This is a genomic window from Streptomyces sp. NPDC006193 (assembly GCF_040613915.1).
In the GTDB taxonomy this organism is placed as follows: Bacteria; Actinomycetota; Actinomycetes; order Streptomycetales; family Streptomycetaceae; genus Streptomyces.
Map to the genome: position 1 here is coordinate 352,826 of NZ_JBEXTB010000002.1, position 22,284 is coordinate 375,109.

Annotated in this window: 19 protein-coding genes; 11 read left to right on the forward strand and 8 right to left on the reverse strand. The window is 72.3% G+C overall.

Annotated elements, in window-relative coordinates:
* Both ABZ261_RS03530 and ABZ261_RS03535 read left to right on the forward strand, forming a co-directional pair.
* Complete coding sequence (locus ABZ261_RS03530; protein WP_356854890.1) at positions 1-978, forward strand: alpha-ketoacid dehydrogenase subunit beta; 978 nt, start codon at positions 1-3, stop codon at positions 976-978.
* A 9-nt stretch (positions 979-987) separates the two neighbouring features.
* On the forward strand, positions 988-2,394 hold the full coding sequence (locus ABZ261_RS03535) for a dihydrolipoamide acetyltransferase family protein (RefSeq protein ID WP_356854891.1): 1,407 nt from the start codon (positions 988-990) through the stop codon (positions 2,392-2,394).
* A 242-nt stretch (positions 2,395-2,636) separates the two neighbouring features.
* Here ABZ261_RS03535 and ABZ261_RS03540 read toward each other — a convergent pair whose 3' ends face one another.
* Positions 2,637-3,542, reverse strand: coding sequence for a D-alanyl-D-alanine carboxypeptidase (locus ABZ261_RS03540; protein WP_356854892.1), 906 nt, complete (start codon positions 3,540-3,542; stop codon positions 2,637-2,639).
* A 186-nt stretch (positions 3,543-3,728) separates the two neighbouring features.
* Here ABZ261_RS03540 and ABZ261_RS03545 point away from each other — a divergent pair, with 186 nt between their 5' ends.
* Together ABZ261_RS03545 and ABZ261_RS03550 are read left to right on the forward strand one after the other, a co-directional pair.
* On the forward strand, positions 3,729-4,403 hold the full coding sequence (locus ABZ261_RS03545; protein ID WP_356854893.1) for a GntR family transcriptional regulator: 675 nt from the start codon (positions 3,729-3,731) through the stop codon (positions 4,401-4,403).
* A complete protein-coding gene (locus ABZ261_RS03550; protein WP_356854894.1) occupies positions 4,400-5,707 on the forward strand; it encodes an MFS transporter in 1,308 nt (435 codons plus the stop codon). The genes ABZ261_RS03545 and ABZ261_RS03550 overlap by 4 nt, the downstream gene beginning before the upstream one ends.
* 66 nt (positions 5,708-5,773) lie before the next feature.
* Here the strand turns inward: ABZ261_RS03550 and ABZ261_RS03555 are convergent, their stop codons facing one another.
* On the reverse strand, positions 5,774-6,598 hold the full coding sequence (locus ABZ261_RS03555) for a maleylpyruvate isomerase family mycothiol-dependent enzyme (RefSeq protein WP_356854895.1): 825 nt from the start codon (positions 6,596-6,598) through the stop codon (positions 5,774-5,776).
* Positions 6,599-6,818: 220 nt separating this feature from the next.
* Between ABZ261_RS03555 and ABZ261_RS03560 the strand changes: the two genes are divergently transcribed.
* The gene (locus ABZ261_RS03560) at positions 6,819-7,619 is read left to right on the forward strand and encodes a carbon-nitrogen family hydrolase (protein WP_356854896.1); all 801 of its coding nucleotides are present in this window, start codon (positions 6,819-6,821) and stop codon (positions 7,617-7,619) included.
* A gap of 13 nt (positions 7,620-7,632) precedes the next feature.
* On the opposite strand, the gene ABZ261_RS03565 is transcribed toward ABZ261_RS03560, so the two are convergent.
* Positions 7,633-8,127 (reverse strand): LURP-one-related family protein, encoded by a 495-nt coding sequence (locus tag ABZ261_RS03565; protein ID WP_356854897.1) that lies wholly within the window; start codon positions 8,125-8,127, stop codon positions 7,633-7,635.
* Positions 8,128-8,192: 65 nt separating this feature from the next.
* Here ABZ261_RS03565 and ABZ261_RS03570 point away from each other — a divergent pair, with 65 nt between their 5' ends.
* Together ABZ261_RS03570 and ABZ261_RS03575 are read left to right on the forward strand one after the other, a co-directional pair.
* Positions 8,193-8,762: a hypothetical protein gene (locus tag ABZ261_RS03570; protein ID WP_356854898.1), complete on the forward strand. Its 570-nt coding sequence runs from the start codon at positions 8,193-8,195 to the stop codon at positions 8,760-8,762.
* A 54-nt stretch (positions 8,763-8,816) separates the two neighbouring features.
* A complete protein-coding gene (locus tag ABZ261_RS03575) occupies positions 8,817-10,655 on the forward strand; it encodes a thioredoxin-like domain-containing protein (RefSeq protein ID WP_356854899.1) in 1,839 nt (612 codons plus the stop codon).
* Here the strand turns inward: ABZ261_RS03575 and ABZ261_RS03580 are convergent.
* From ABZ261_RS03580 to ABZ261_RS03595, 4 genes are all read right to left on the reverse strand, one after another.
* Positions 10,643-10,897, reverse strand: a complete 255-nt coding sequence (locus tag ABZ261_RS03580) for a DUF6458 family protein (protein ID WP_356854900.1) — start codon at positions 10,895-10,897, stop codon at positions 10,643-10,645. The two genes, ABZ261_RS03575 and ABZ261_RS03580, sit on opposite strands and share 13 nt — an antisense overlap.
* Positions 10,898-10,963: 66 nt before the next feature.
* A complete protein-coding gene (locus ABZ261_RS03585; protein ID WP_356854901.1) occupies positions 10,964-12,262 on the reverse strand; it encodes a M18 family aminopeptidase in 1,299 nt (432 codons plus the stop codon).
* An 86-nt stretch (positions 12,263-12,348) separates the two neighbouring features.
* Entirely contained in the window at positions 12,349-14,175 is a 1,827-nt protein-coding gene (locus ABZ261_RS03590; protein WP_356854960.1) for an acyl-CoA dehydrogenase, read from the reverse strand.
* A gap of 132 nt (positions 14,176-14,307) precedes the next feature.
* A complete protein-coding gene (locus ABZ261_RS03595) occupies positions 14,308-15,054 on the reverse strand; it encodes an alpha/beta fold hydrolase (protein ID WP_356854902.1) in 747 nt (248 codons plus the stop codon).
* Between the two features lie 135 nt (positions 15,055-15,189).
* On the opposite strand from ABZ261_RS03595, the gene ABZ261_RS03600 reads away from it, so the two are divergent.
* The 3 genes from ABZ261_RS03600 (at position 15,190) to ABZ261_RS03610 (ending at position 18,174) form a co-directional block, all read left to right on the forward strand.
* On the forward strand, positions 15,190-15,678 hold the full coding sequence (locus ABZ261_RS03600; protein ID WP_356854903.1) for an SseB family protein: 489 nt from the start codon (positions 15,190-15,192) through the stop codon (positions 15,676-15,678).
* 122 nt (positions 15,679-15,800) lie between these two features.
* Entirely contained in the window at positions 15,801-16,772 is a 972-nt protein-coding gene (locus ABZ261_RS03605; protein ID WP_356854904.1) for a pirin family protein, read from the forward strand.
* Positions 16,773-17,121: 349 nt separating this feature from the next.
* On the forward strand, positions 17,122-18,174 hold the full coding sequence (locus tag ABZ261_RS03610; protein WP_356854905.1) for an AI-2E family transporter: 1,053 nt from the start codon (positions 17,122-17,124) through the stop codon (positions 18,172-18,174).
* On the opposite strand, the gene ABZ261_RS03615 is transcribed toward ABZ261_RS03610, so the two are convergent.
* Positions 18,138-20,279: a SpoIIE family protein phosphatase gene (locus ABZ261_RS03615; protein ID WP_356854906.1), complete on the reverse strand. Its 2,142-nt coding sequence runs from the start codon at positions 20,277-20,279 to the stop codon at positions 18,138-18,140. The two genes, ABZ261_RS03610 and ABZ261_RS03615, sit on opposite strands and share 37 nt — an antisense overlap.
* Before the next feature lie 210 nt (positions 20,280-20,489).
* Here ABZ261_RS03615 and aspS point away from each other — a divergent pair, with 210 nt between their 5' ends.
* Positions 20,490-22,253 carry an aspartate--tRNA ligase gene (gene aspS, locus ABZ261_RS03620; RefSeq protein ID WP_356854907.1) on the forward strand — a complete coding sequence of 588 codons (1,764 nt, stop codon included), beginning with the start codon at positions 20,490-20,492 and terminating at the stop codon, positions 22,251-22,253.
* The last annotated feature ends 31 nt before the right edge of the window (positions 22,254-22,284 follow it).

Consider the following 22,284-nt stretch of genomic DNA (forward strand, 5'->3'; position numbering starts at 1 on the left):
ATGGCCGAGAAGATGGCGATGGCCAAGGCCATCAACGAGTCGCTGCGCCGCGCCCTGGACGCCGACCCCAAGGTGCTCGTCATGGGCGAGGACGTCGGCAAGCTCGGCGGCGTGTTCCGGGTGACGGACGGCCTGCAGAAGGACTTCGGCGACAGCCGGGTCATCGACACCCCGCTCGCCGAGTCCGGCATCGTCGGCACCGCGATCGGCCTGGCCCTGCGCGGCTACCGCCCGGTGGTGGAGATCCAGTTCGACGGCTTCGTCTTCCCGGCCTACGACCAGATCGTCACCCAGCTCGCCAAGATGCACGCCCGCTCGCTGGGCAAGGTCAAGCTGCCGGTCGTCGTCCGCATCCCCTACGGCGGCGGCATCGGCGCGGTCGAGCACCACTCGGAGTCCCCGGAGGCGCTGTTCGCGCACGTGGCGGGCCTGAAGATCGTGTCGCCGTCGAACGCGTCGGACGCCTACTGGATGATGCAGCAGGCCATCCAGAGCGACGACCCGGTCATCTACTTCGAGCCCAAGCGGCGCTACTGGGACAAGGGCGAGGTCGACTTCGACGCCATCCCCGCCCCGCTGCACAAGGCCCAGGTCGTCCGCGAGGGCACCGACCTCACCCTGGCCGCCTACGGCCCGATGGTGAAGCTCTGCCAGGAGGTCGCGGCCGCCGCCGCCGAGGAGGGCAAGTCCCTGGAGGTCCTGGACCTGCGCTCGGTGTCGCCGCTGGACTTCGACGCCGTCCAGGCCTCGGTGGAGAAGACCCGCCGCCTGGTCGTGGTCCACGAGGCGCCCGTGTTCTTCGGCTCCGGCGCGGAGATCGCCGCCCGGATCACCGAGCGCTGCTTCTACCACCTGGAGGCGCCCGTCCTGCGGGTCGGCGGCTACCACGCCCCGTACCCGCCCGCGCGCCTGGAGGAGGCGTACCTGCCGGACCTGGACCGCGTGCTCGACGCCGTCGACCGCTCGCTGGCGTACTGAGGAGAGGCCGTGACGACGATGACGGAAGCGTCCGTACGCGAGTTCAAGATGCCCGACGTGGGCGAGGGGCTCACCGAGGCGGAGATCCTCAAGTGGTACGTCCAGCCGGGCGACACGGTGACGGACGGCCAGGTGGTCTGCGAGGTGGAGACGGCGAAGGCGGCCGTCGAACTGCCCATCCCCTACGACGGCGTGGTCCGCGCCCTGCACTTCCCCGAGGGCACCACGGTGGACGTGGGCACGCCCATCATCGCGGTGGACGTGGCCGGCGGCGCCGCGCCCGCGGCCCCCGCCGCGCAGCCCGGCACCGAGCCCGCCCGGCCGCAGCCCGCGCAGCCGGCGCCCGCCCGGCCGGAGGAGGAGCCGAAGCCGCAGGGCCGCCAGCCGGTCCTGGTCGGCTACGGCGTGGCCACCTCCTCCACCAGGCGCCGCCCGCGCAAGGGCCCCGAGGCCGTCGTCCCGGCGGCGGCCCAGCCGGAGCCCAACGGCCACGGCGCGGCGGCGGACCGGCCCCGCCCGCTGGCCAAGCCCCCGGTCCGCAAGCTCGCCAAGGACCTGGGCGTCGACCTGGCCGCGGTCGTCCCGTCCGGCCCGGACGGCATCATCACGCGCGAGGACGTCCACGCGGCGGCCACCCCCGCGACCGCCCCCGAGCCGGTCGCCCAGGCCCCCGCCGTCGCCCCGGCCCCCGCGGCCGCGGCGACCTACGACGGCGCCCGCGAGACCCGCGTCCCCGTCAAGGGCGTGCGCAAGGCGACGGCGGCGGCGATGGTCGGCTCGGCGTTCACCGCGCCGCACGTCACGGAGTTCGTGACGGTCGACGTGACCCGCACGATGAAGCTGGTCGAGGAGCTGAAGCAGGACAAGGAGATGCAGGGCAGGCGGGTCAACCCGCTGCTGCTGATCGCCAAGGCCCTGCTGGTCGCCATCAAGCGCAACCCGGAGATCAACGCCTCCTGGGACGAGGCCAACCAGGAGATCGTGCTCAAGCACTACGTGAACCTGGGCATCGCCGCGGCCACCCCCCGCGGCCTGATCGTCCCGAACATCAAGGACGCGCACGACAAGACGCTGCCGCAGCTCGCGGACGCGCTCTCCGACCTGGTGGCCACGGCCCGCGAGGGCAGGACCAGCCCCGCCGCCATGCAGGGCGGCACGGTCACCATCACCAACGTCGGCGTCTTCGGCGTCGACACCGGCACGCCGATCCTCAACCCCGGCGAGTCGGCGATCCTCGCGGTCGGCGCGATCAAGCCCCAGCCGTGGGTGCACAAGGGCAAGGTCAAGCCCCGCCAGGTCACCACGCTGGCGCTCTCCTTCGACCACCGCCTGGTCGACGGCGAGCTCGGCTCCAAGGTCCTCGCCGACGTCGCGGCGATCCTCGAACAGCCGAAGCGCCTGATCACCTGGGCGTGACAGCGCGCCCCGGCGGGTGACGTCCGAGGCAGCAGGGGGCGGCCGCGACCACGTCTCGCGACCGCCCCCTTCGCCGTGCCTGTCGGCCTCCAGCCGGCCGGAACGGACGCCGTGGTGAGCGGCAACGGGGGGACGGGCGGGGCGCCGGTCGTGCGGCGTCTGTCCGCGTCCTCCCTGGTCCGGCAGCACGAGGGGCCCGCCGCTTCCGCGGCGGGCCCCTGCGACCGGGAGCGGTCGTGCCGTCAGGCGAGCTTGGCGAAGCCGTAGTTGAGGAGCTTCTTGGCGTCCGCCTCGCGCTGGGCGATGGAGGTGGAGGCGAGGACCGTGCCGATGACCGTCCTGCCGTTCCGGGTCGCGGCGAAGACCAGGCAGTACTTGGCCTCCGGGCCGGAGCCGGTCTTCACGCCGATGGTGCCGCTGTAACTGGACAGCAGCCCGTTGGTGTTCGTCCACGTCTTCATCGTGCGGGTGCTGCCCGTCTTGGTGACCGTCTTGGCCGTGTACGACTTGGTCTTGACGATCGTGCGGAACGTGGAGCTCTTCAGCGCGCTGCTGGCGAGCTTCGTCAGGTCGCGCGGCGTGGAGTAGTTGGCGCCGTGGCCGATGCCGTCGAACGAGTCGAAGTGCGTGTTCGTCAGGCCGAGGTTCTTGGCGGTGGTGTTCATCTTGCCGATGAACGACTTCACGCGCGCGTCCCGGCTCGAGCCCGAGCCGAACTTGTCGGCGAGGGCGTACGCCGCGTCGCAGCCGGAGGGCAGCATCAGCCCGTACAGCAGCTGGCGGACGGTGACCTTGTCGCCGACGATCAGCCCGGCGTTCGAGGCGTAGTTGTTGGCGACGATGTAGTCGCTGTAGGCCTTCTGGATCGTGACCTTGGCGTCGAGGTCGAGGTTCGGCTGCGACAGCACGACCTTCGCGGTCATGATCTTGGTGGTGGAACCGGTGGACCGCCTGGTGTCGGCCGCCTTGGTGTACAGCGACGAACTGTTGGCGTTGTTCATCACGTAGCCGCCCTTGGCCACGATCGAGGGCGTGCTGACGGCCTGGGCGGGCGCTGCGGTGAGGGCACCGGTCGCAAGCAGTGCGCCGGAGGTGACGGCCACGGCGGCTGCTCTGCGGAGGCGGGTGCCCTTGATGCCGGTAATCAAAGTGAATACCTCGAATGTCTTGAATGCCCGTGGGATGCGACCGAGTTGACCTGGAACGAGAGGGGCCGCACGTGTGTGACACGTAAGTAGCACAGAAGGTTGTGCGGTCGCTGCGAGTGGTGTCCGTCACGTCCGCATGATGGACGGCACCGGCGCTTGTGTACGTGTTGTATCTAAGCTGTCGGCATGAGAACGGCCGTCGAGCAGTCCACCCCGCAGTCCCTCAAGCAGCCGCCCGCCGCGGACCGCGTGTACGCCTACGTCAAGCAGGGCGTGCTCGACCGCCGCTACGAGGGCGGCACCCTGCTCACCGAGGGCGAGCTGGCCGACGCCGTCGGCGTCTCGCGCACACCCGTCCGGGAGGCGCTGCTGCGCCTGGAGGTCGAGGGCCTGATCCGGCTCTACCCGAAGAAGGGCGCCCTGGTCCTGCCCGTCTCCGCGCAGGAGATCGCCGACGTGGTGGAGACCCGGCTGCTGGTGGAGGAGCACGCGGCCCGCAAGGCCGTGCCCGCCCCGCCCGGACTGCTGGAGCGGCTGACGGAGCTGCTGAAACGGCAGAAGGCGCAGGCCGCCGCCGGCGACCTGGCCGGGGCCGCCGTCACCGACCGCTGCTTCCACGCCGAGATCGTGCGCAGCGGCGGCAACGAGATCCTCTCCCGGCTCTACGACCAGCTGCGCGACCGCCAGCTGCGGATGGGCGTCGCCGTCATGCACTCGCACCCCGACCGGATCGCCAAGACGCTCGCCGAGCACGAGGAGATCCTGGACGCGCTGCGCGCCGGCGACGCCGAGGCGGCCGTCGCGGTCGTGCACCGGCACGTGAGCTGGTTCTCCCACCTCGCGCGCGGGGAGGTCCGATGAGCAGTCCCTGCAACGCCACCCTTCCGGGTGACCCGCCGGGCGGGCGCCGGGCCGTCGCCGTGTGGTCCACGGGCGTCGCCGTCTACTTCGTCGCCGTCATCTTCCGCACGTCGCTCGGCGTCGCCGGACTCGACGCGGCCGACCGCTTCCGGGTGAACGCCTCGGCCCTGTCGACGTTCTCCATCCTCCAGCTGCTGGTCTACGCCGGCATGCAGATACCCGTCGGCCTGCTCGTCGACCGGCTGGGCACGAAGAAGGTGCTGAGCATCGGCGCGGTGCTGTTCACGGCCGGGCAGCTGGGCTTCGCCTTCTCCCCCTCGTACGGCGCCGCCCTCGCCTCCCGGGCCCTGCTGGGCTGCGGCGACGCGATGACCTTCATCAGCGTGCTGCGGCTCGGCACCCGCTGGTTCCCCGCCCGGCGCGGACCGCTGGTCGCACAGCTCGCGGGGCTGGCCGGCATGGCGGGCAACCTCGTCTCCACCCTCGTCCTGGCCCGGCTGCTGCACGGCCTCGGCTGGACCCCGGCGTTCGCGGGCAGCGCGCTGGCGGGCGCGGTCGTCCTCGTCCTGACCCTGCTGTTCCTGAAGGACCACCCCGAGGGCTGCGCACCGGAACCGTCCCGGCACCGGGGCGCGGCCTACGTGCGCCGGCAGATCGCCGAGGCCTGGCGGGAGCCGGGGACCCGGCTCGGGCTGTGGGTGCACTTCACCACCCAGTTCCCGGCGATGGTGTTCCTGCTGCTGTGGGGCCTGCCCTTCCTGGTCCAGGCGCAGGGGCTGAGCCGCGCCACGGCCGGCGAGCTGCTCACCCTCGTCGTCCTGTCCAACATGGTGATCGGCCTGGTCTACGGCCAGATCATCGCCCGCCACCACGCGGCCCGGCTGCCGCTCGCGCTGGGCACGGTGAGCGGCACGGTGCTGCTGTGGGCGGTGACGCTGGCGTACCCCGGGCAGCGGGCCCCGATGTGGCTGCTGGTGGTGCTCTGCGCGGTCCTCGGCGCCTGCGGGCCGGCCTCGATGATCGGCTTCGACTTCGCCCGCCCGGCCAACCCGCCCGAGCGACAGGGCACGGCGTCCGGCATCACCAACATGGGTGGGTTCATCGCCTCCATGACGACGCTGTTCGCGGTCGGGGTGCTGCTGGACGCCACCGGCGGCGACTACGCCGTGGCCTTCTCCGCGGTGTTCGTCCTGCAGGCCCTCGGCGTCAGCCAGATCCTGCGCCTGCGCGGGCGGGCGGCCCGGCGGGAGCGGGAACGGCTGGTGGCGAGCCGGGTGGAGACGGTCCACGTGCCCGCCGCGTGACCCGCACCGCCCGCGGCCGCGGGCGGAGCAGGCGTCGGTCCGCACCGGGCGTCCGGCGTCACGGCGTCACGGCGTCACGGCGAAGTTGCGCAGGATCGCCGCGGCCAGGTCCTGGTCGCCCTCCGTCTTCACCCGGTCCGCCACCGCCTCCGGGCTCACCCGGCCGCAGGCCAGCCGGACGTACGTCTCCCAGTCGAGGCTGAGCGTGGCGGCGGGACCGAGGGCGGGGGTGGCCTCCAGGGTGCCGCGGCCCTGGATGTCGACGCGGACGGTGCGCAGGAACTCCACCGGCCCGTGCACGTCGAACACGATCGCCGAACTGCGCGGCGCGTCCGCGTCCTTGGCGACCACCTTGGGCAGCACCTCCAGCAGGACGTCACGGGTGACGTACGCCCCCGGCGAGTCCAGGTTGCCGGGGCGGCCGAGGGCCGTGCGCAGGTCCTGCTCGTGCACCCACACGTCGAACGCCCGCATCCGGTAGGCGTGTTCCAGGGTGATCTCCGTGCCCAGCGGCCCGCGGACCAGGGTGCCGGGGTCACGGGACTCGTTGCGCAGCTGGCGGTTGCGCCGGATGACCGTGTACTCCAGCTCCGCCGTCATCTCCGGCGCCGTGTGGTGGCGGCGGACGTCGACCTGCATCTCCATGTACCGCTGGTGCTCGGTGGCGACGTGGAAGAGGTCGCGCGGCAGGGCGTGGATGGGACGCGGGTCGCCGAGCATCTCGCAGTCCAGGCCGATGACGTGCGACACGATGTCCCGGACCGACCAGCCGGGGCAGGGGGTCCGCCGGTTCCACTCGCCCTCGACGAGCGACTGCGCCATCTCGGATATCGCTTCGATGGAGTGCGTCCAGGCGTCGGCGTAGGGCTGGAGGGTGGGATGCAGACTCACGGAACGGGACCCCTCGGCGGTCGGTACACGGGCAGGTTGTGGCGGCGTTGCCAGCGGGCGGCGGCTGCACTTCGGCGGGTGTCTCGAAACTCCCCCGGGTCTCGACTGGGCTCGAACCGGGGGCACCCCCAAAGTTACGCTGCTGAGAGCGCCCCGGCAGTGCTTTCGTGTGACGATCGTAGGCCGGTGCGGACGACTCGAGTGCCAGGACGGTGGTAGTGTGCGCGCCTCGCTGATCCAGATCGCCGTGGACGACGGCGAACCGGTGGACTCCCGGCGGCAGCGGGCCGCCGCCCTGGTGCGGGAACAGGCCGGCGCCGACCTCGTCGTGCTGCCCGAGCTGTGGACCACCGGTGCCTTCGCCTTCGAGGCCTTCGACCGCGAGGCCGAGCCGCTGCACGGGCCGACCTACGAGACGATGGCCGAGGCGGCGAGCGACGCGGGCGTGTGGCTGCATGCCGGTTCCCTCCCCGAGCGCGACCCCGACGGCTCCCTCTACAACACCTCCCTCCTGTTCTCCCCCTCCGGTGAACCGGCCGCGGTCTACCGCAAGATCCACCGCTTTGGCTTCGACAGGGGCGAGGCCGTGCTGATGGCAGCGGGACGGGACCTGGTGACGGTCCGGCTGCCCGCGACCACGCTCGGCGTGGCCACCTGCTACGACCTCCGCTTCCCCGAACTCTTCCGCGGACTGGTCGACGCCGGCGCGGAGATGCTCGTGATCCCGGCGGGCTGGCCCGAGCGGCGACGCGCGCACTGGACGCTGCTGGCCCGGGCGCGGGCGGTGGAGAACCAGGCGTTCGTGCTCGCCTGCGGAACGGCCGGGACCCACGCCGGAGTTCCGCAGGCGGGTCACTCGATCGTGGTGGACCCGTGGGGCGAGGTGCTCGCCGAGGCCGGCGCGGGCGAGGAGGTCCTCACGGTCGACCTCGACCCGGCGAGGACGGCCGCGACCCGGGAGCAGTTCCCCGCGCTGAAGGACCGCGTCCTCGGTCTGCAGCCGCCCCGGCCGCGGGGGTAGCCCCGCACGGCGGTCAGTCCTCCTCCCCGTCCTTCTCGGCGAGGTGGATCACGCACACCGCCACCGCGATCAGCAGCGCCGGGTCGGCGTCCTCCCGGACGACGTCCACGCCGTAGGTGTCCCGGACGGTGAGCCGGCGGCGGGAGATCACCGCGAGGAGTTCGCCGTCGTACTCGACGGCGAACTCGCGGTCCAGGATCCTGCCGCTGACGTCCAGTTCGGTGCCGTCCGCCAAGGTCACCCGGTAGTGGTTGCGCAGCAGGGACAGCCGCTTGCGCCTGATCCTGGCCAGGGCCTCGCCGTCCCGTTCGATCACCATCGTGTCGCGCAGGGCGAACATCTTCTGGTGGATGTCGATCAGGACGCGCCCCTCGGTGTCCTTCAGCTCGAAGGTGTCCCGCAGCCGCATCGCCTTGCCGTCGACGAGGAAGACCTTCCGGCCGTGCTCGTCCTCGATCCACCAGTCGTCACCGATGCCGAGGATCCGGTCGCGTACGAGGAATCTCATACGTGGGATGCTTCCCCGGCGCCGGTCGATCGTCACGGAACCGGCGCACCCGGAGGAGGCGGACGTTGCTGCGAGGGGGGCGTGCCGGCCCGTCACGGCGCGGGGGCGCGGCGCGCAAGGGCCGGCAGGGAGCGGGGCGGGCCGGGCGGGCGGGTCTCGCGGCCGTCGCGGCGGCCTGGCTCGCGGCCGTCTCCGGGTGCTCCGGCGCACAGCCCTGCGCCGGCTACGGCGTCGTCTCCGCCGTCGTCGTGACGGTCGACCGGACGGGGTACGGCGATCTCACCGGCGCCTCGTTCGAGCTCTGCGCCCGGGGCGAGTGCAGCCGGGGCGGGCTGCGGCGCGAGCGCGTCACCCGGGTGAGCCTTCCGCTGCCGCGGGACGCCGACCCCGGCCCCGGACCGGTCCGGTTCCGGGTGGTCCGGGAGGGCGCCGCCCGGCCCGTGATCGACACGTCCGCCGATGTGGCACTCGTGTTCCAGCCCGACGGCTGCGGCGGCGGCGCCTACAGCCGGGCGCTCGCCCTCACCGGGGAGGGCGGCCTGACCACGAAGATCCCGAAGAGCGTGACGGACGCCTGGCGCAAGCAGCTCAGGTCCGAGGACACGGCGGACCCCGCCCCGCCCCCCTCCCCCTGACCGACGCGACCGGCGCCGGACCGGTCGTCCGGCGCTGATGGCACCCTTGGATCCATGACCGACTCCGCACCCCGACGCGCCCGTGTCCGCGCCCCCGAGCTGATCGGCAAGGGCGGCTGGCTGAACACGGGAGACCAGCAGTACACCCTCGCCGATCTGCGCGGACGGATCGTCGTCCTGGATTTCTGGACGTTCTGCTGCATCAACTGCCTGCACGTCCTGGACGAGCTGCGCGAGCTGGAGGAGAGGCACCGGGACACGGTCGTGGTGATCGGGGTGCACTCGCCGAAGTTCGTGCACGAGGCCGACCACCAGGCGGTCGTGGACGCGGTCGAGCGGTACGGCGTGGCCCACCCGGTCCTGGACGACCCCGAGCTGGCCACGTGGAAGCAGTACGCGGTCCGGGCCTGGCCGACGCTCGTCGTGATCGACCCGGAGGGGTACGTCGTCGCCCAGCACGCGGGCGAGGGACACGCGCACGCCATCGAGCGGCTGGTCGAGGAGCTGGAGGCCGAGCACGGGGCGAAGGGCACCCTGCGCCGGGGCGACGGCCCCTATGTGCCGCCGGAGCCCGAGCCGACGACCCTGCGCTTCCCCGGCAAGGCGCTGCTGCTGCCGTCGGGGAACCTGCTGGTCAGCGACACCACCCGGCATCAGCTGGTGGAGCTGGCCGAGGACGCGGAGACCGTCGTGCGCCGGATCGGCTCCGGTCAGCGCGGGTTCACCGACGGCGGCCCCGCGCAGGCGTCGTTCAACGAGCCGCAGGGCCTCGCGCTCCTCGACGACGGCGGGGTGGTCGTCGCCGACACCGTCAACCACGCCCTGCGCCGCCTCGACCCGGCCACGGGCGAGGTGACGACCCTGGCGGGCACCGGGAAGCAGTGGTGGCAGGGGTCACCGACCTCCGGCGCGGCCCGTGAGGTGGACCTCTCCTCGCCGTGGGACGTGGCGGTCTTCGGCGGCCGGGTGTGGATCGCCATGGCGGGCGTCCACCAGCTGTGGACGTACGACCCGGGCACGCGGACGGTCGCCGTGGCGGCCGGCACCACGAACGAGGGCCTGGTGGACGGTCCGGGCGCCGAGGCCTGGTTCGCCCAGCCCTCCGGACTCGCGGCGACCGCCGACCGGCTGTGGCTCGCGGACTCCGAGACGAGTGCGCTGCGCTGGGTGGACCTCGACGGGCGGGTGCACACGGCCGTGGGCACCGGGCTGTTCGACTTCGGCCACCGGGACGGCGCCGCCGAGCAGGCGCTGTTCCAGCATCCCCTGGGCGTCACGGCCCTGCCGGACGGCTCGGTCGCCGTCGCCGACACCTACAACCACGCCCTGCGCCGCTACGACCCGGCCACCGGCGAGGTCACCACCCTCGCCACCGATCTGCGTGAGCCCAGTGACGCCGTTTTGGTCGGCGAGGACATCGTGGTGGTGGAGTCGGCGCGGCACCGGCTGACCCGGCTGCGGCTGCCGGAGGAGGCGGTGCGGGTGGAGGCGGTCGCCCACCGCACCCGGCGGGAGGCGACGGAGGTGGCGCCCGGCAGGCTGCGGCTGGACGTCGTCTTCCAGGCCCCCGCGGGGCAGAAGCTCGACACCCGTTACGGGCCCTCGACCCGGCTGCTGGTCTCCTCGACCCCGCCCGAACTGCTGCTCGAGGGCGAGGGAGCGGACACGGAGCTGTCCCGGGAGCTGGAACTGAACCCGTCCGTCACCGAGGGGGTCCTGCACGTCTCGGCGATGGCGGCCTCCTGCGACGACGATCCGTCGAACGAGTATCCCGCCTGTCACGTCCACCAGCAGGACTGGGGCGTCCCGGTCCGTCTCGCCGAGGGCGCGGCGGACCGCCTGCCGCTCGTCCTGGCGGGCATGGACGAGCAGAGGCAGCCTCAGACGCCGTAGCCGTCGGAGTAGCCGTCGACGTGGTGGTGGCGGTGGGGCTGCTCCTCCACCACCGGTGTCGTGGGCGGCACGACCACCCGGCGGCGACGGGCGATCCCGCTGAACGTCGCCACCCCGATCAGGCCCACGGCCATCAGGATCAGGCCGACGACCGTGACGTTGACGCCCTGCATGTGCCAGTCGGTCGCGAACGTCAGGATGGCCCCTATGGCGATGAGGATGATGCATCCGCCGAGACCCATGAGACCTCGCCTCCCCTTCCGGTGCCGGAATCTCCGGTGCCGTCCGGATACCCGGCGAGGTCCGAACTAGCCCTCCAGGAAGGCCGTCAGGGCGTTGGCCAACAGGAACGGGTCGTCGGCGCCGCACAGTTCGCGCACACTGTGCATGGAGAGGATGGCGACGCCGATGTCGACGGTGCGGATGCCGTGCCGGGCGGCGGTGATGGGGCCGATGGTGGTGCCGCACGGCATGGAGTTGTGGGAGACGAAGGTCTGGAAGGGGACGTTCGCCTTCTCGCAGGCGGCGGCGAACACCGCGCGGCCCGAACCGTCCGTGGCGTAGCGGTTGTTGACGTTGACCTTGAGGATCGGTCCGCCGTTGACCCGCGGGTGGTGGGTCGGGTCGTGCCGCTCGGCGTAGTTGGGGTGCACGGCGTGGCCGGTGTCGGAGGACAGGCAGACGGTGCCGGCGAAGGCGCGGGCCCGGTCCTCGTAGGACCCGCCGCGCGCGAACACCGAGCGTTCCAGCACCGACCCGAGCAGCGGGCCGTCGGCGCCGGTGTCGGACTGGGAGCCGTTCTCCTCGTGGTCGAAGGCGGCCAGCACCGGGATGCGGGTGAGCGGGGCGCCGGAGGTCGCGGCGGCGGCCAGTGCGGCGGCGCCGGCGTGCACGGACAGCAGGTTGTCCATGCGCGGACCGGCGACCAGCTCGCGGTCCCGGCCGAGGCGGGCGGGCGGTTCCACCGGGTGCGCCATGAGGTCCCAGCCGGTGACGGAGCCCGCCGCCGCCCCGGCCTCCTGCTCCAGGAAGGCGATCAGGTCGCCCTCGGGCACGTCGTCGCCGAGGCCCCACACCGGTTGCAGGTGCCGCTGCTTGTCCAGCTTCAGTCCTTCGGTGGAGACCGAGCGGTCCAGGTGGATGGCGAGCTGCGGGACGCGCAGCAGCGGCCGGTCGACGTTCACGAGCACCGAGGAGCCGTCGCGCAGGGTCAGCCGGCCGGCCAGGCCGAGGTCCCGGTCGAGCCAGGAGTTGAGCAGCGGGCCGCCGTAGATCTCCACGGCGACCTGGCGCCAGCCGTGCGCGCCGGTGTCCGGGCGGGGCTTGACGCGCAGGTTCGGGGAGTCGGTGTGCGCGCCGATGATGTGGAAGGGGGTGTGCGGCCGGGCGTCCTCGGGGACGTACCAGGCCACGATCGCGCCGCCGCGGAGCACGTACCGGCCGCCGGCGCCGCCGGTCCAGGCGTCCGTCTCGGCGACCTGCCGGAAGCCCGCCTTCTCCAGCCGCTCGGCGGTGTTCGCCACGGCGTGGTACGGCGAGGGACTCGCCGCCAGGAAGGACATCAGGTCGTCGGTGTGGCCGCGGTCGAAGCGGGCTGGTGCGCTCATGGGATTCACCTTAACGACGTGCACGGGCCCGCTCCCGGAAAGGGGAACGGGCCCGTGCCTCGATTCGGCGGGGAGGTCCGGAACGTCTAGAACGCGGCCTCGTCCAGCTCCATCAGGTCGAGCTCGACGTTCGCGGCGACCTTGCGGGCGAGCGTGACGCCGGGCAGGACGTTGGCCGCGAAGAACTTCGCGGCGGCGATCTTGCCGGTGTAGAACGCCTTGTCCTTCGCCGAGGCCGTGGGGAGCTTCTCGGCGGCGACGGCGGCGCCCTTGAGCAGCAGGTAGCCGACGATGACGTCGCCGGAGGCGAGCAGGAGGCGGGTGGTGTTCAGGCCCACCTTGTAGATGTTCTTGGTGTCCTGCTCGGTGGCGGCGAGGTCGGTCAGCATCAGGCCGACGATCGCCTCCAGCTCCACGGCGGCCTTGGCCAGGTGCTCGCGTGCGGCGGCCAGTTCCTCGCCGCCGGTGCCGAGGGCCAGGAACTTCTTGATGTCCTCGGCGAGCGAGTTCAGCGCGGCGCCCTGGTTGCGGACGATCTTCCGGAAGAAGAAGTCCTGGCCCTGGATGGCCGTGGTGCCCTCGTACAGGGTGTCGATCTTGGAGTCGCGGATGTACTGCTCGACCGGGTACTCCTGCAGGAAGCCGGAGCCGCCGAAGGTCTGCAGCGACTGCGCGAGCTGCTCGTAGGCCTTCTCGGAGCCGTAACCCTTGACGACCGGCAGCAGCAGGTCGTTCAGGGCGTGCTCGGCGGAGGCGTCCTCGCCGTTGGCCTCCTTGATCTGGATGGCGTCCTGGATGGAGGCGGTGTACATCACCAGGGCGCGCATGCCTTCCGCGTACGCCTTCTGCGTCATCAGCGAGCGGCGCACGTCGGGGTGGTGGGTGATGGTGACCTTGGGCGCGGTCTTGTCCATGAAGTTCGCCAGGTCGGGACCCTGGACGCGCTCCTTGGCGTACTCCAGGGCGTTCAGGTAGCCCGTGGAGAGCGTGGAGATGGCCTTCGTGCCGACCATCATGCGGGCGAACTCGATGATGCGGAACATCTGGCGGATGCCGTCGTGCTTGTCGCCGACGAGCCAGCCCTTGGCCGGGTGCCGGTCGCCGAAGGTCATCTCGCAGGTGTTGGAGGCCTTCAGGCCCATCTTGTGCTCGACGTTGGTGGCGTAGACGCCGTTGCGCTCGCCCAGCTCGCCGGTCTCGAAGTCGAACAGGTACTTCGGGACGAGGAAGAGGGACAGGCCCTTGGTGCCCGGACCGGCGCCCTCGGGGCGGGCGAGCACGTAGTGGAGGATGTTCTCCGACATGTCGTGCTCGCCGGAGGTGATGAAGCGCTTCACGCCCTCGATGTGCCAGGAGCCGTCCTCCTGCTGCACCGCCCTGGTGCGGCCGGCGCCCACGTCCGAGCCGGCGTCCGGCTCGGTGAGCACCATGGTGGAGCCCCACTGCCTGTCGACGGCGATCTTGGCGATGTGCTTCTGGACGTCGTTGCCCTCCTCGAAGAGGATGCCGGCGAAGGCCGGGCCGGAGGAGTACATCCACACGGCCGGGTTGGCGCCCAGGATCAGCTCGGCGTAGGCCCAGATCAGGGAGCGGGGCGAGGTGGTGCCGCCGATCTCCTCGGGCAGGCCGAGCCGCCAGTACTCGGAGTCCATGAAGGCCTGGTAGCTCTTCTTGAAGGACTCGGGGACCGGCGCGGTGTTGGTCTGAGGGTCGAAGACCGGCGGGTTGCGGTCGGCGTCGGCGAAGGACGCGGCCAGCTCGTTCTCGGAGAGGCGGGTCAGCTCCTCCAGGACGCTCTTGGCGGTGTCGACGTCCATCTCCTCGAACGGGCCGGTGCCGTACACCTTGTCGCGCCCCAGCACTTCGAAGAGGTTGAACTCGATGTCGCGGAGATTCGGCTTGTAGTGCCCCATGGCGACGGCTCCGTAGAGGGATCGGCGAGGCACTGGCTCCTCGCACCTAGTTCACGTACCAACAAGTAGCTCCGATGATGCTACCCGCCGGTAATAAGGCGCAACCCCCGCCGGTCCAAGTGTGAGAAGGGTCTACTCCACCGAGCCGGTGAGCAGGGCCGCCCACCGGTCCGGGTGCTCGGCGAAAGGCAGGTGACCGCCCGGTATGCCGACCAGGCGCGCTCCCCGTATCCCAGCCGCCACCGCCCGGTGCAGCCGGGGCGGGACGAGGGCGTCCTCGGCCGGGGAGACGACCAGCGTCGGCACGTCGATCCGGGCGAGCTCGGCGGTCACGTCCAGCCGCTCCACCAGCTCCACCTGCTGGGCGGTTCCCTCCGGGGCGCCCGTCCCCGCCTCCTTCACCGCCTCCTCCAGGCCCGCCGGGTCCAGTGCGTCCAGCGCGGCCGGGCTCAGCCCGTGGGCCAGCAGGAACCGGCCCAGCGGGTCCGGGTCGCCGGCCTCGACGAGCGTCCGCCACAGCCGTGCGGTCAGGCGCATCTGCGCGTCGGCGCGGGCGAAGGGCGCGGTCAGGACCAGGGAGGTCACCCGCTCCGGGTGCCGGGCGGCCAGCCGGATCGCCACGGCCCCGCCCAGCGAGTATCCCGAGACGGCGAACCGCCGGGCGCCGGCCGCGTCCGCGGCGGCGGTCAGCCGGTCGGCCAGCGCGTCCAGTTCCAGCGGTCCGGCCGCGCGCGGGGCGTCGCCCGAGCCGGGGTAGTCGGCGCCGATCAGGGTGTACCGGCGACTCAGTCGCTCCGTCACCGGGCCGTAGTTGGCCGCGATCGAGCCGCCCGCGCCGTGCGCGAGGAGCAGGAAGGGGCGGGAGTCGGCGTCGGGCATGGAATCCCCCAGGATGCGGAGAACGGGCTTCAATCTGTAGTGGTCGCTAGAGAAACCGTACTGTATATGTCTATCGATCGCTACATAACTTTCCCGGCGTCCTCGCCGCATGCGTCCCTCGGTACGCTTGCGCGCATGTACGGATACGGCCAGCCCATGGACGGGGGAGCGGCGCAGCAGCAGTACGCCCCGCCGCAGCAGCAGATGCCGGGCGGCGCCGGCGGGTACGGCCAGCAGCCGCCGCTCTATCCGGAGCCGTCCCAGCCCTCCCTCGCGGACGCGGTGCGCGCCTTCACCACCGGTCAGATGTCCGCCGAGGACTTCCAGCAGATCTTCGCCACCTCCAAGGTGTACTGCCCGCGCGGCGACACCCCCGGCTTCCTCGCCCTGCACAACACCCAGCAGCCGGTGATCCCGATGTTCACCTCGCTCAAGGAGCTGCGCCGGTACGCGGGCAAGGAGTCCAAGTACTTCGTCATCACCGGCGCCGAGGTGATCGACCTGCTGCCGACCGGCTACGGCTTCGTCCTGGACATGGAGGGCGAGCACCGGATGGTGTTCGACGCCAAGGCGGTGGAGCAGATGGTCGACTTCGCGATGCGCCGGATGTACGGGGGCGGCTGAGCCGTCCCCGCGCCGTCGCCGAACCCCGGAGCCCGGAGGGAATGCCCTCCGGGCTTTCTCCGTTACGGATGGCAGAAAGTTCAACGCTCAACTAAAGTGGGCGTACCAAGGAGGTACCGACCATGCCTGCAGTGACCGTCGAGAACCCGTTGACGCTGCCCCGCGTGACCGCTCCCGCCGACGCCGTGGCACGTCCCGTGCTCGGCGTCACGACCGCGCCGAGCGGGTTCGAGGGCGAGGGCTTCCCGGTGCGCCGGGCGTTCGCCGGCATCGACTACCGCCACCTCGACCCGTTCATCATGATGGACCAGATGGGGGAGGTGGAGTACGCGCCGGGCGAGCCCAAGGGCACCCCCTGGCACCCCCACCGCGGCTTCGAGACCGTCACCTACATCATCGACGGCGTCTTCGACCACCAGGACTCCAACGGCGGCGGCGGCACCATCACCAACGGCGACACCCAGTGGATGACGGCCGGTGCGGGCCTGCTGCACATCGAGGCCCCGCCGGAGCACCTCGTCGTCTCGGGCGGCCTCTTCCACGGTCTGCAGCTGTGGGTGAACCTCCCCGCCAAGGACAAGATGATGGCCCCGCGCTACCAGGACATCCGCGGCGGCAGCGTCCAGCTGCTCACCTCCCCGGACGGCGGCGCGCTGCTGCGCGTCATCGCCGGCGAGCTGGACGGCCACGCGGGCCCCGGCATCACCCACACCCCGATCACGATGATCCACGCCACCCTCGCCCCGGGCGCGGAGGTCACCCTGCCCTGGCGGGAGGACTTCAACGGGCTGGCGTACGTCCCGGCCGGGCGCGGCGCGGTGGGCGCCGAGCGGCGTCCGGTCCGCACGGGCCAGACGGCCGTCTTCGGCAGCGGAGGCTCGCTGACCGTCCGCGCGGACGAGAAGCAGGACTCCCACACGCCGGACCTGGAGGTCGTCCTCCTGGGCGGACAGCCGATCCGCGAGCCCATGGCCCACTACGGCCCGTTCGTCATGAACACCAGGGACGAGCTGATGCAGGCCTTCGAGGACTTCCGGAAGGGCCGGCTGGGGACGATCCCGGCGGTGCACGGGATGTCCGAAGGCGGGCTGTGACCCGCCGGCGCCCGCCCGGCCGCCGCACCGCAGGGCTGTGATCCTCGGACACCGGTAGGCACCGGTGGGCACCGGGCCGGCCGGGCGCCGACGACGCCCGCAGGCCGGACGACCGCGGCCCGGACCATCGCCGGTCGCCGGGCCGGCGCCCGTGCGCCGGACGGTCCCGCGCCCTCGGACAGGGCGGTGCGCGGCTGCCAAGGCGCGCCCGGTGCCGCGGTGGACGCGGTGACGTGGCTGTGGGGCCGTTCCTTCCGGGCGGCGGGTGCGGTGACGTGGGTGTCGGGCCGCTCACCCGGACGGCCGTGCGCCGCGGGACAGGGGGCGGCGCGCTTGGTCGACTGGGTGCGTGCACCTGCTGCCCGATCCCGTCCGCCGGTTCGCCGCCTGGTGTGCCGTCCTGCTGCTCGCCGCCGGGGTCGGCTGGGTGGGCGTGCGGCTGTGCGCGGAGCTGCGCACGGCCGTCACGCCGGTGCTGCTCGCGCTGCTCGGCACCGCGCTGCTCGGGCCGCTGCACCGGCGGCTGGTGTCGGCCGGGGTGCGCCCCTCGCTGTCGGCCGGGCTCACCTGCGTCGCCGTGGTGGCGGTCGTCGGCGGTGCGGTGTACATCGTCGTCGCCGCCCTCATCGGCACCGGCGAGCAGATCGTCTCCTCGGTGCGGGACGCAGCCAAGGCCGTCGCCCGCCACTTCGGGGCCGCCGGCACCGGGCTGGACGACCTCGCCGCCAATGCGCGCAAGCTGCTGGGCCGGTTCGGCGCGACGGCCGCGTCCAACGTCGTCAGCGGCGTCAGCGTCGTCGGGGAGACCCTCGCCATGGCCGTGCTCGCGCTGCTGCTCGTGTTCTTCTTCCTGCGCGACTCCGGCCGGGCCGTGGACGGCCTCCGGTCGCTCGCGCCCGGCGGCACCGCCGACACCGTCGAGGCCATCGCCCGGCGGGCCTTCGCGGCCGTCGAGGGATTCATGCGCGGCACCACCCTCATCGCCCTCATCGACGCCCTGTGCATCACCGCCGGCCTGCTGGTCCTGCGGGTGCCCGGCGCGGTCGGGCTGGGCGCGCTGGTGTTCGTCGGCGCCTACGTCCCGTACCTCGGCGCCTTCCTCTCCGGCACGGTCGCCGTGCTGGTCGCCTTCGCCGACCGGGGCGTCGTCATCGCGCTGTGGACGCTCGGGGTGGTGCTGGCCGTGCAGGTGCTGGAGGGGCACGTGCTGCAGCCGATGATCCAGAGCCGGACCGTGCAGATGCACCCCGCCGTGGTGCTGCTGGCGATCACCGCGGGCGCGTCCGTCGCGGGCATCCTCGGCATGCTCCTCGCGGTGCCGCTGACCGCGGCGGCCTTCGGGGTCGTGCAGGAGCTGCGGACGCGTCACACCGGAGCGGCGGAGGCGTCCGGGGACTCGTAGAGCTCGAACCAGATGCTCTTGCCCTCGCCCCGCGGGTCCACCCCCCAGGCGTCCGCGAGAAGCCCGATCAGCACCAGGCCGCGGCCGGAGGACGCCAGTTCGCCGGGGCGGCGCATGTGCGGCAGGTCGTCACCGGTGTCGAACACCTCCACGCGCAGCCGCCGCCCGTCGCCCTCGCCCGTGACCTCGGCGAGGAGCAGCGCGTCGGCGTCGGTGTGCACCAGCACGTTGGTGACCATCTCGGAGACCAGCAGCACCGCCGAGTCCACCTGGTCGGCCGACGCCCAGTCGTGCAGCAGTTCGCGCAGGTGCTGGCGGGCCTCGGCGATCCGCTCCGGCTCGTCCTGCGCCACCGACAGCAGCGTGCGGCGCACCGCCGGCCGCACGGCGGCGCCGGTCCCGGGGCCCGAGGCCGCGCCGCAGCCGTAGCCCTCGCCGGGCCGGCACAGCAGCAGCGCGATGTCGTCCTCGCGGCGGTCGGCCAGCGGGCCGGTGGTGTGGTGTGAGGACGGGCCGTGCACGCCCTGGACCAGCGCGTCGGCCAGGGCGTCCAGGTCCTCCTGGTCGTGTTCGAGGATCGCGCGCAGCCTGCGCCAACCGCTCTCCATGTCGTGCCCGCCGGTCTCTATCAGGCCGTCGGTGCACAGCATCAGCGTCTCACCGGGCTCGAGGGCGAAGCGGGTCGTCGGGTAGTCGGCGTCCGGGTCGATGCCCAGCGGCAGCCCGCCCGCGGTCGGGCGCTGCATCACCGTGCCGTCGGACATCCGGATCACCGGGTCCGGGTGCCCGGCGCGGGCGATCTCCAGCATCCCCGTGGACGGGTCGGCCTCCGCGTACAGGCAGGTGGCGAACCGCAGGTCCGTCATGTGCTCGTCGTGGGTGATGCCGTGCAGGAAGCGGGAGGCGCGGGCGAGGACCGCGTCCGGGCGGTGCCCCTCGGCGGCGTACGCGCGCAGGGCGATCCGCAGCTGCCCCATCAGCCCGGCGGCCCGCACGTCATGACCCTGCACGTCCCCGATGACCAGCGCGAAGCGGCCGGACGGCAGCGGGATCATGTCGTACCAGTCGCCGCCGACCTGGAGTCCGCCGCCGGTCGGGATGTACCGGGCGGCCACCCGCATCCCCGGGATCTTCGGCCCCAGCGACGGCAGCATGGAGCGCTGTAGGCCCTCGGTCAGCTCCCGCTGGGACTCGGCGGCGCCGGCCCGGGACAGCGCCTGCGCGAGCATTCGGGCGACCGTGGTCAGCACCGAGCGCTCGTCGGGCGTGAACGCCACCGGGTGGGTGAAGGCCGCCATCCAGGCGCCCATCGTGCGCCCGGCCACGGTCAGCGGCAGGAACGCCCAGGACTGCCGGGCGAAGCCGCGGGCGAGCGGCCAGGTCACCGGGTAACGCGCCCTGTACTCCTCGGGCGAGGACAGGTACACCGCGCGGCCGGTGCGGACGACCTCCGCCGCCGGATAGTCGGTGACCAGCGGCATGTACGAGAAGGGGCCCAGGTCGCCGGGCTGGTGCCCGTGCTGGCCGGTGATCGTCAGCCGGTCGCCCTCGACACCGAACACGACGAGCCCGTCCGGCGAGAACCCCGGCATGGACAGGCCGCCCGCCACCCGCAGCACTTCCTGCGTCGACCGCGCCTCGGCCAGCGCCCGGCCGGCGTCCAGCAGGAACGCCTCGCGGGAGCGCCGCCAGTCCCCGGTGACCGCGCTGCGGGCGGCCGTGCCGGGGGTCGGCTCGGTCACCTCCTGCAGGGTGCCGATCAGCTCGTAGGCGCGTCGCTCGGGGTCGAAGGACGGCTTCGAGCGGCTGCGGACGACCCGCAGGACACTGCCGTCCGCGTTCATGATCCGGATGCGCACCTCGGCGAGGGTGCCCTCGGCGACGGCGAGCTGCACGACGCCGGTGATCTCGTTCCAGTCGACCGGGTGCAGCCGGGCCCGGGTCTGGGCCTCGGTGAGGGTGGCCGGCTTCGGGGGCAGCCCGAGCAGCCGCGCCGCCTCCGCGTCCACGGTGACCAGCCCGGCGGCGGTGTCCCAGTGCCAGAGCCCGGTCGCGAGGGCGGCGAGGACGTCCTCGACGGACGGGAGGGGCTCGCCTGTGCGCATTGCCCTACTTTAGGAACAGGTGACCGGTGGGTGCCACCGTTCGCCGGCGGTCGGTCCGGCGGGCGGTCCTGCGGGCAGTCCGGGGGGTGGTCGCGGTGGGGAGCCGATCTTGGGGTGCCCGGTACCCTTGATGGGTCCGGGCCCCGTGCCCGTTCCGCCGGCCCGCGAAGCCGGCAGGAGAAACCCCACCACGAAGGACGATGAACGACGATGCATCGGTACAGGTCCCACACCTGCGGCCAGCTCCGCGCCTCTGACGTCGGCACCGACGTCCGGCTGAGTGGCTGGCTGCACAATCGGCGCGACCTGGGCGGCATCCTCTTCATCGATCTGCGCGACCACTACGGCATCACGCAGCTGGTCGCCCGCCCCGGCACCCCCGCCTACGAGGCCCTGGACAAGATCTCCAAGGAGTCCACGGTCCGTGTCGACGGCCGCGTTGTTTCACGTGGAACAGAGAACGTGAACCCCGACCTGCCGACCGGCGAGATCGAGGTGGAGGTCGCCGAGGTCGAGCTGCTGGGCGCGGCCCAGCCGCTTCCCTTCACCATCAACACCGAGGACGGGGTCAACGAGGAGCGGCGCCTGGAGTACCGCTTCCTGGACCTGCGCCGCGAGCGCATGCACCGCAACATCATGCTGCGCACGGCGGTCATCGGCGCGATCCGCCAGAAGATGACGGCGCTCGGCTTCAACGAGATGGCCACCCCGATCCTCACGGCCACCTCCCCCGAGGGCGCCCGTGACTTCGTGGTCCCCTCGCGCCTCCACCCGGGCAAGTTCTACGCCCTGCCGCAGGCCCCGCAGCAGTTCAAGCAGCTGCTGATGATCTCCGGCTTCGACCGCTACTTCCAGATCGCGCCCTGCTTCCGCGACGAGGACGCCCGCGCCGACCGCTCGCCGGGCGAGTTCTACCAGCTCGACGTCGAGATGAGCTTCGTCGAGCAGGAGGACGTCTTCCAGCCGATCGAGCAGCTGATGACCGAGCTGTTCGAGGAGTTCGGGGGCGGCCGCCACGTCACCTCCCCGTTCCCCCGCATCCCCTTCCGCGAGGCGATGCTCAAGTACGGCTCCGACAAGCCGGACCTGCGCGCCAAGCTGGAGCTGGTGGACATCACCGACGTCTTCGAGGGCTCGGAGTTCAAGGCGTTCGCCGGCAAGCACGTGCGCGCGCTGCCGGTTCCGGCGGTCCAGGACCAGCCGCGCAAGTTCTTCGACCAGCTCGGCGACTTCGCCGTGTCCCTCGGCGCCAAGGGCCTGGCCTGGGTCCGCGTCGGCGAGGACGGGTCGCTGTCCGGCCCGATCGCCAAGTTCCTCACCGAGGAGAACGTCGCCGAGCTGACCAAGCGGCTCTCCCTCGCCCCCGGCCACGCGGTCTTCTTCGGCGCGGGCGAGTTCGACGAGGTCTCCAAGATCATGGGCGCGGTCCGCGTCGAGGCCGCCAAGCGGGCCGGCCACTTCGAGGAGAACGTCTTCCGCTTCTGCTGGATCGTCGACTTCCCGATGTTCGAGAAGGACGAGGAGACCGGGAAGATCGACTTCTCGCACAACCCCTTCTCGATGCCTCAGGGCGGCATGGAGGCCCTGGAGACCCAGGACCCGCTGGACATCCTGGCCTGGCAGTACGACATCGTCTGCAACGGCGTCGAGCTGTCCTCGGGCGCGATCCGGAACCACGAGCCGGAGATCATGCTCAAGGCCTTCGAGATCGCGGGCTACGACCGCGAGACCACGGAGCGCGAGTTCGCGGGCATGCTCCGCGCGTTCCGCTTCGGCGCTCCGCCGCACGGTGGCATCGCGCCGGGCGTGGACCGCATCGTCATGCTCCTCGCCGATGAGCCCAACATCCGCGAGACGATCGCCTTCCCGCTCAACGGCAACGCCCAGGACCTGATGATGGGCGCCCCGACCGAGCTGGAGGAGTCCCGCCTGCGCGAGCTGCACCTGTCCGTGCGGAAGCCGCAGCCCAAGTAGTACGGCCCTGTGCGCGCCGGCCGCCGTGACC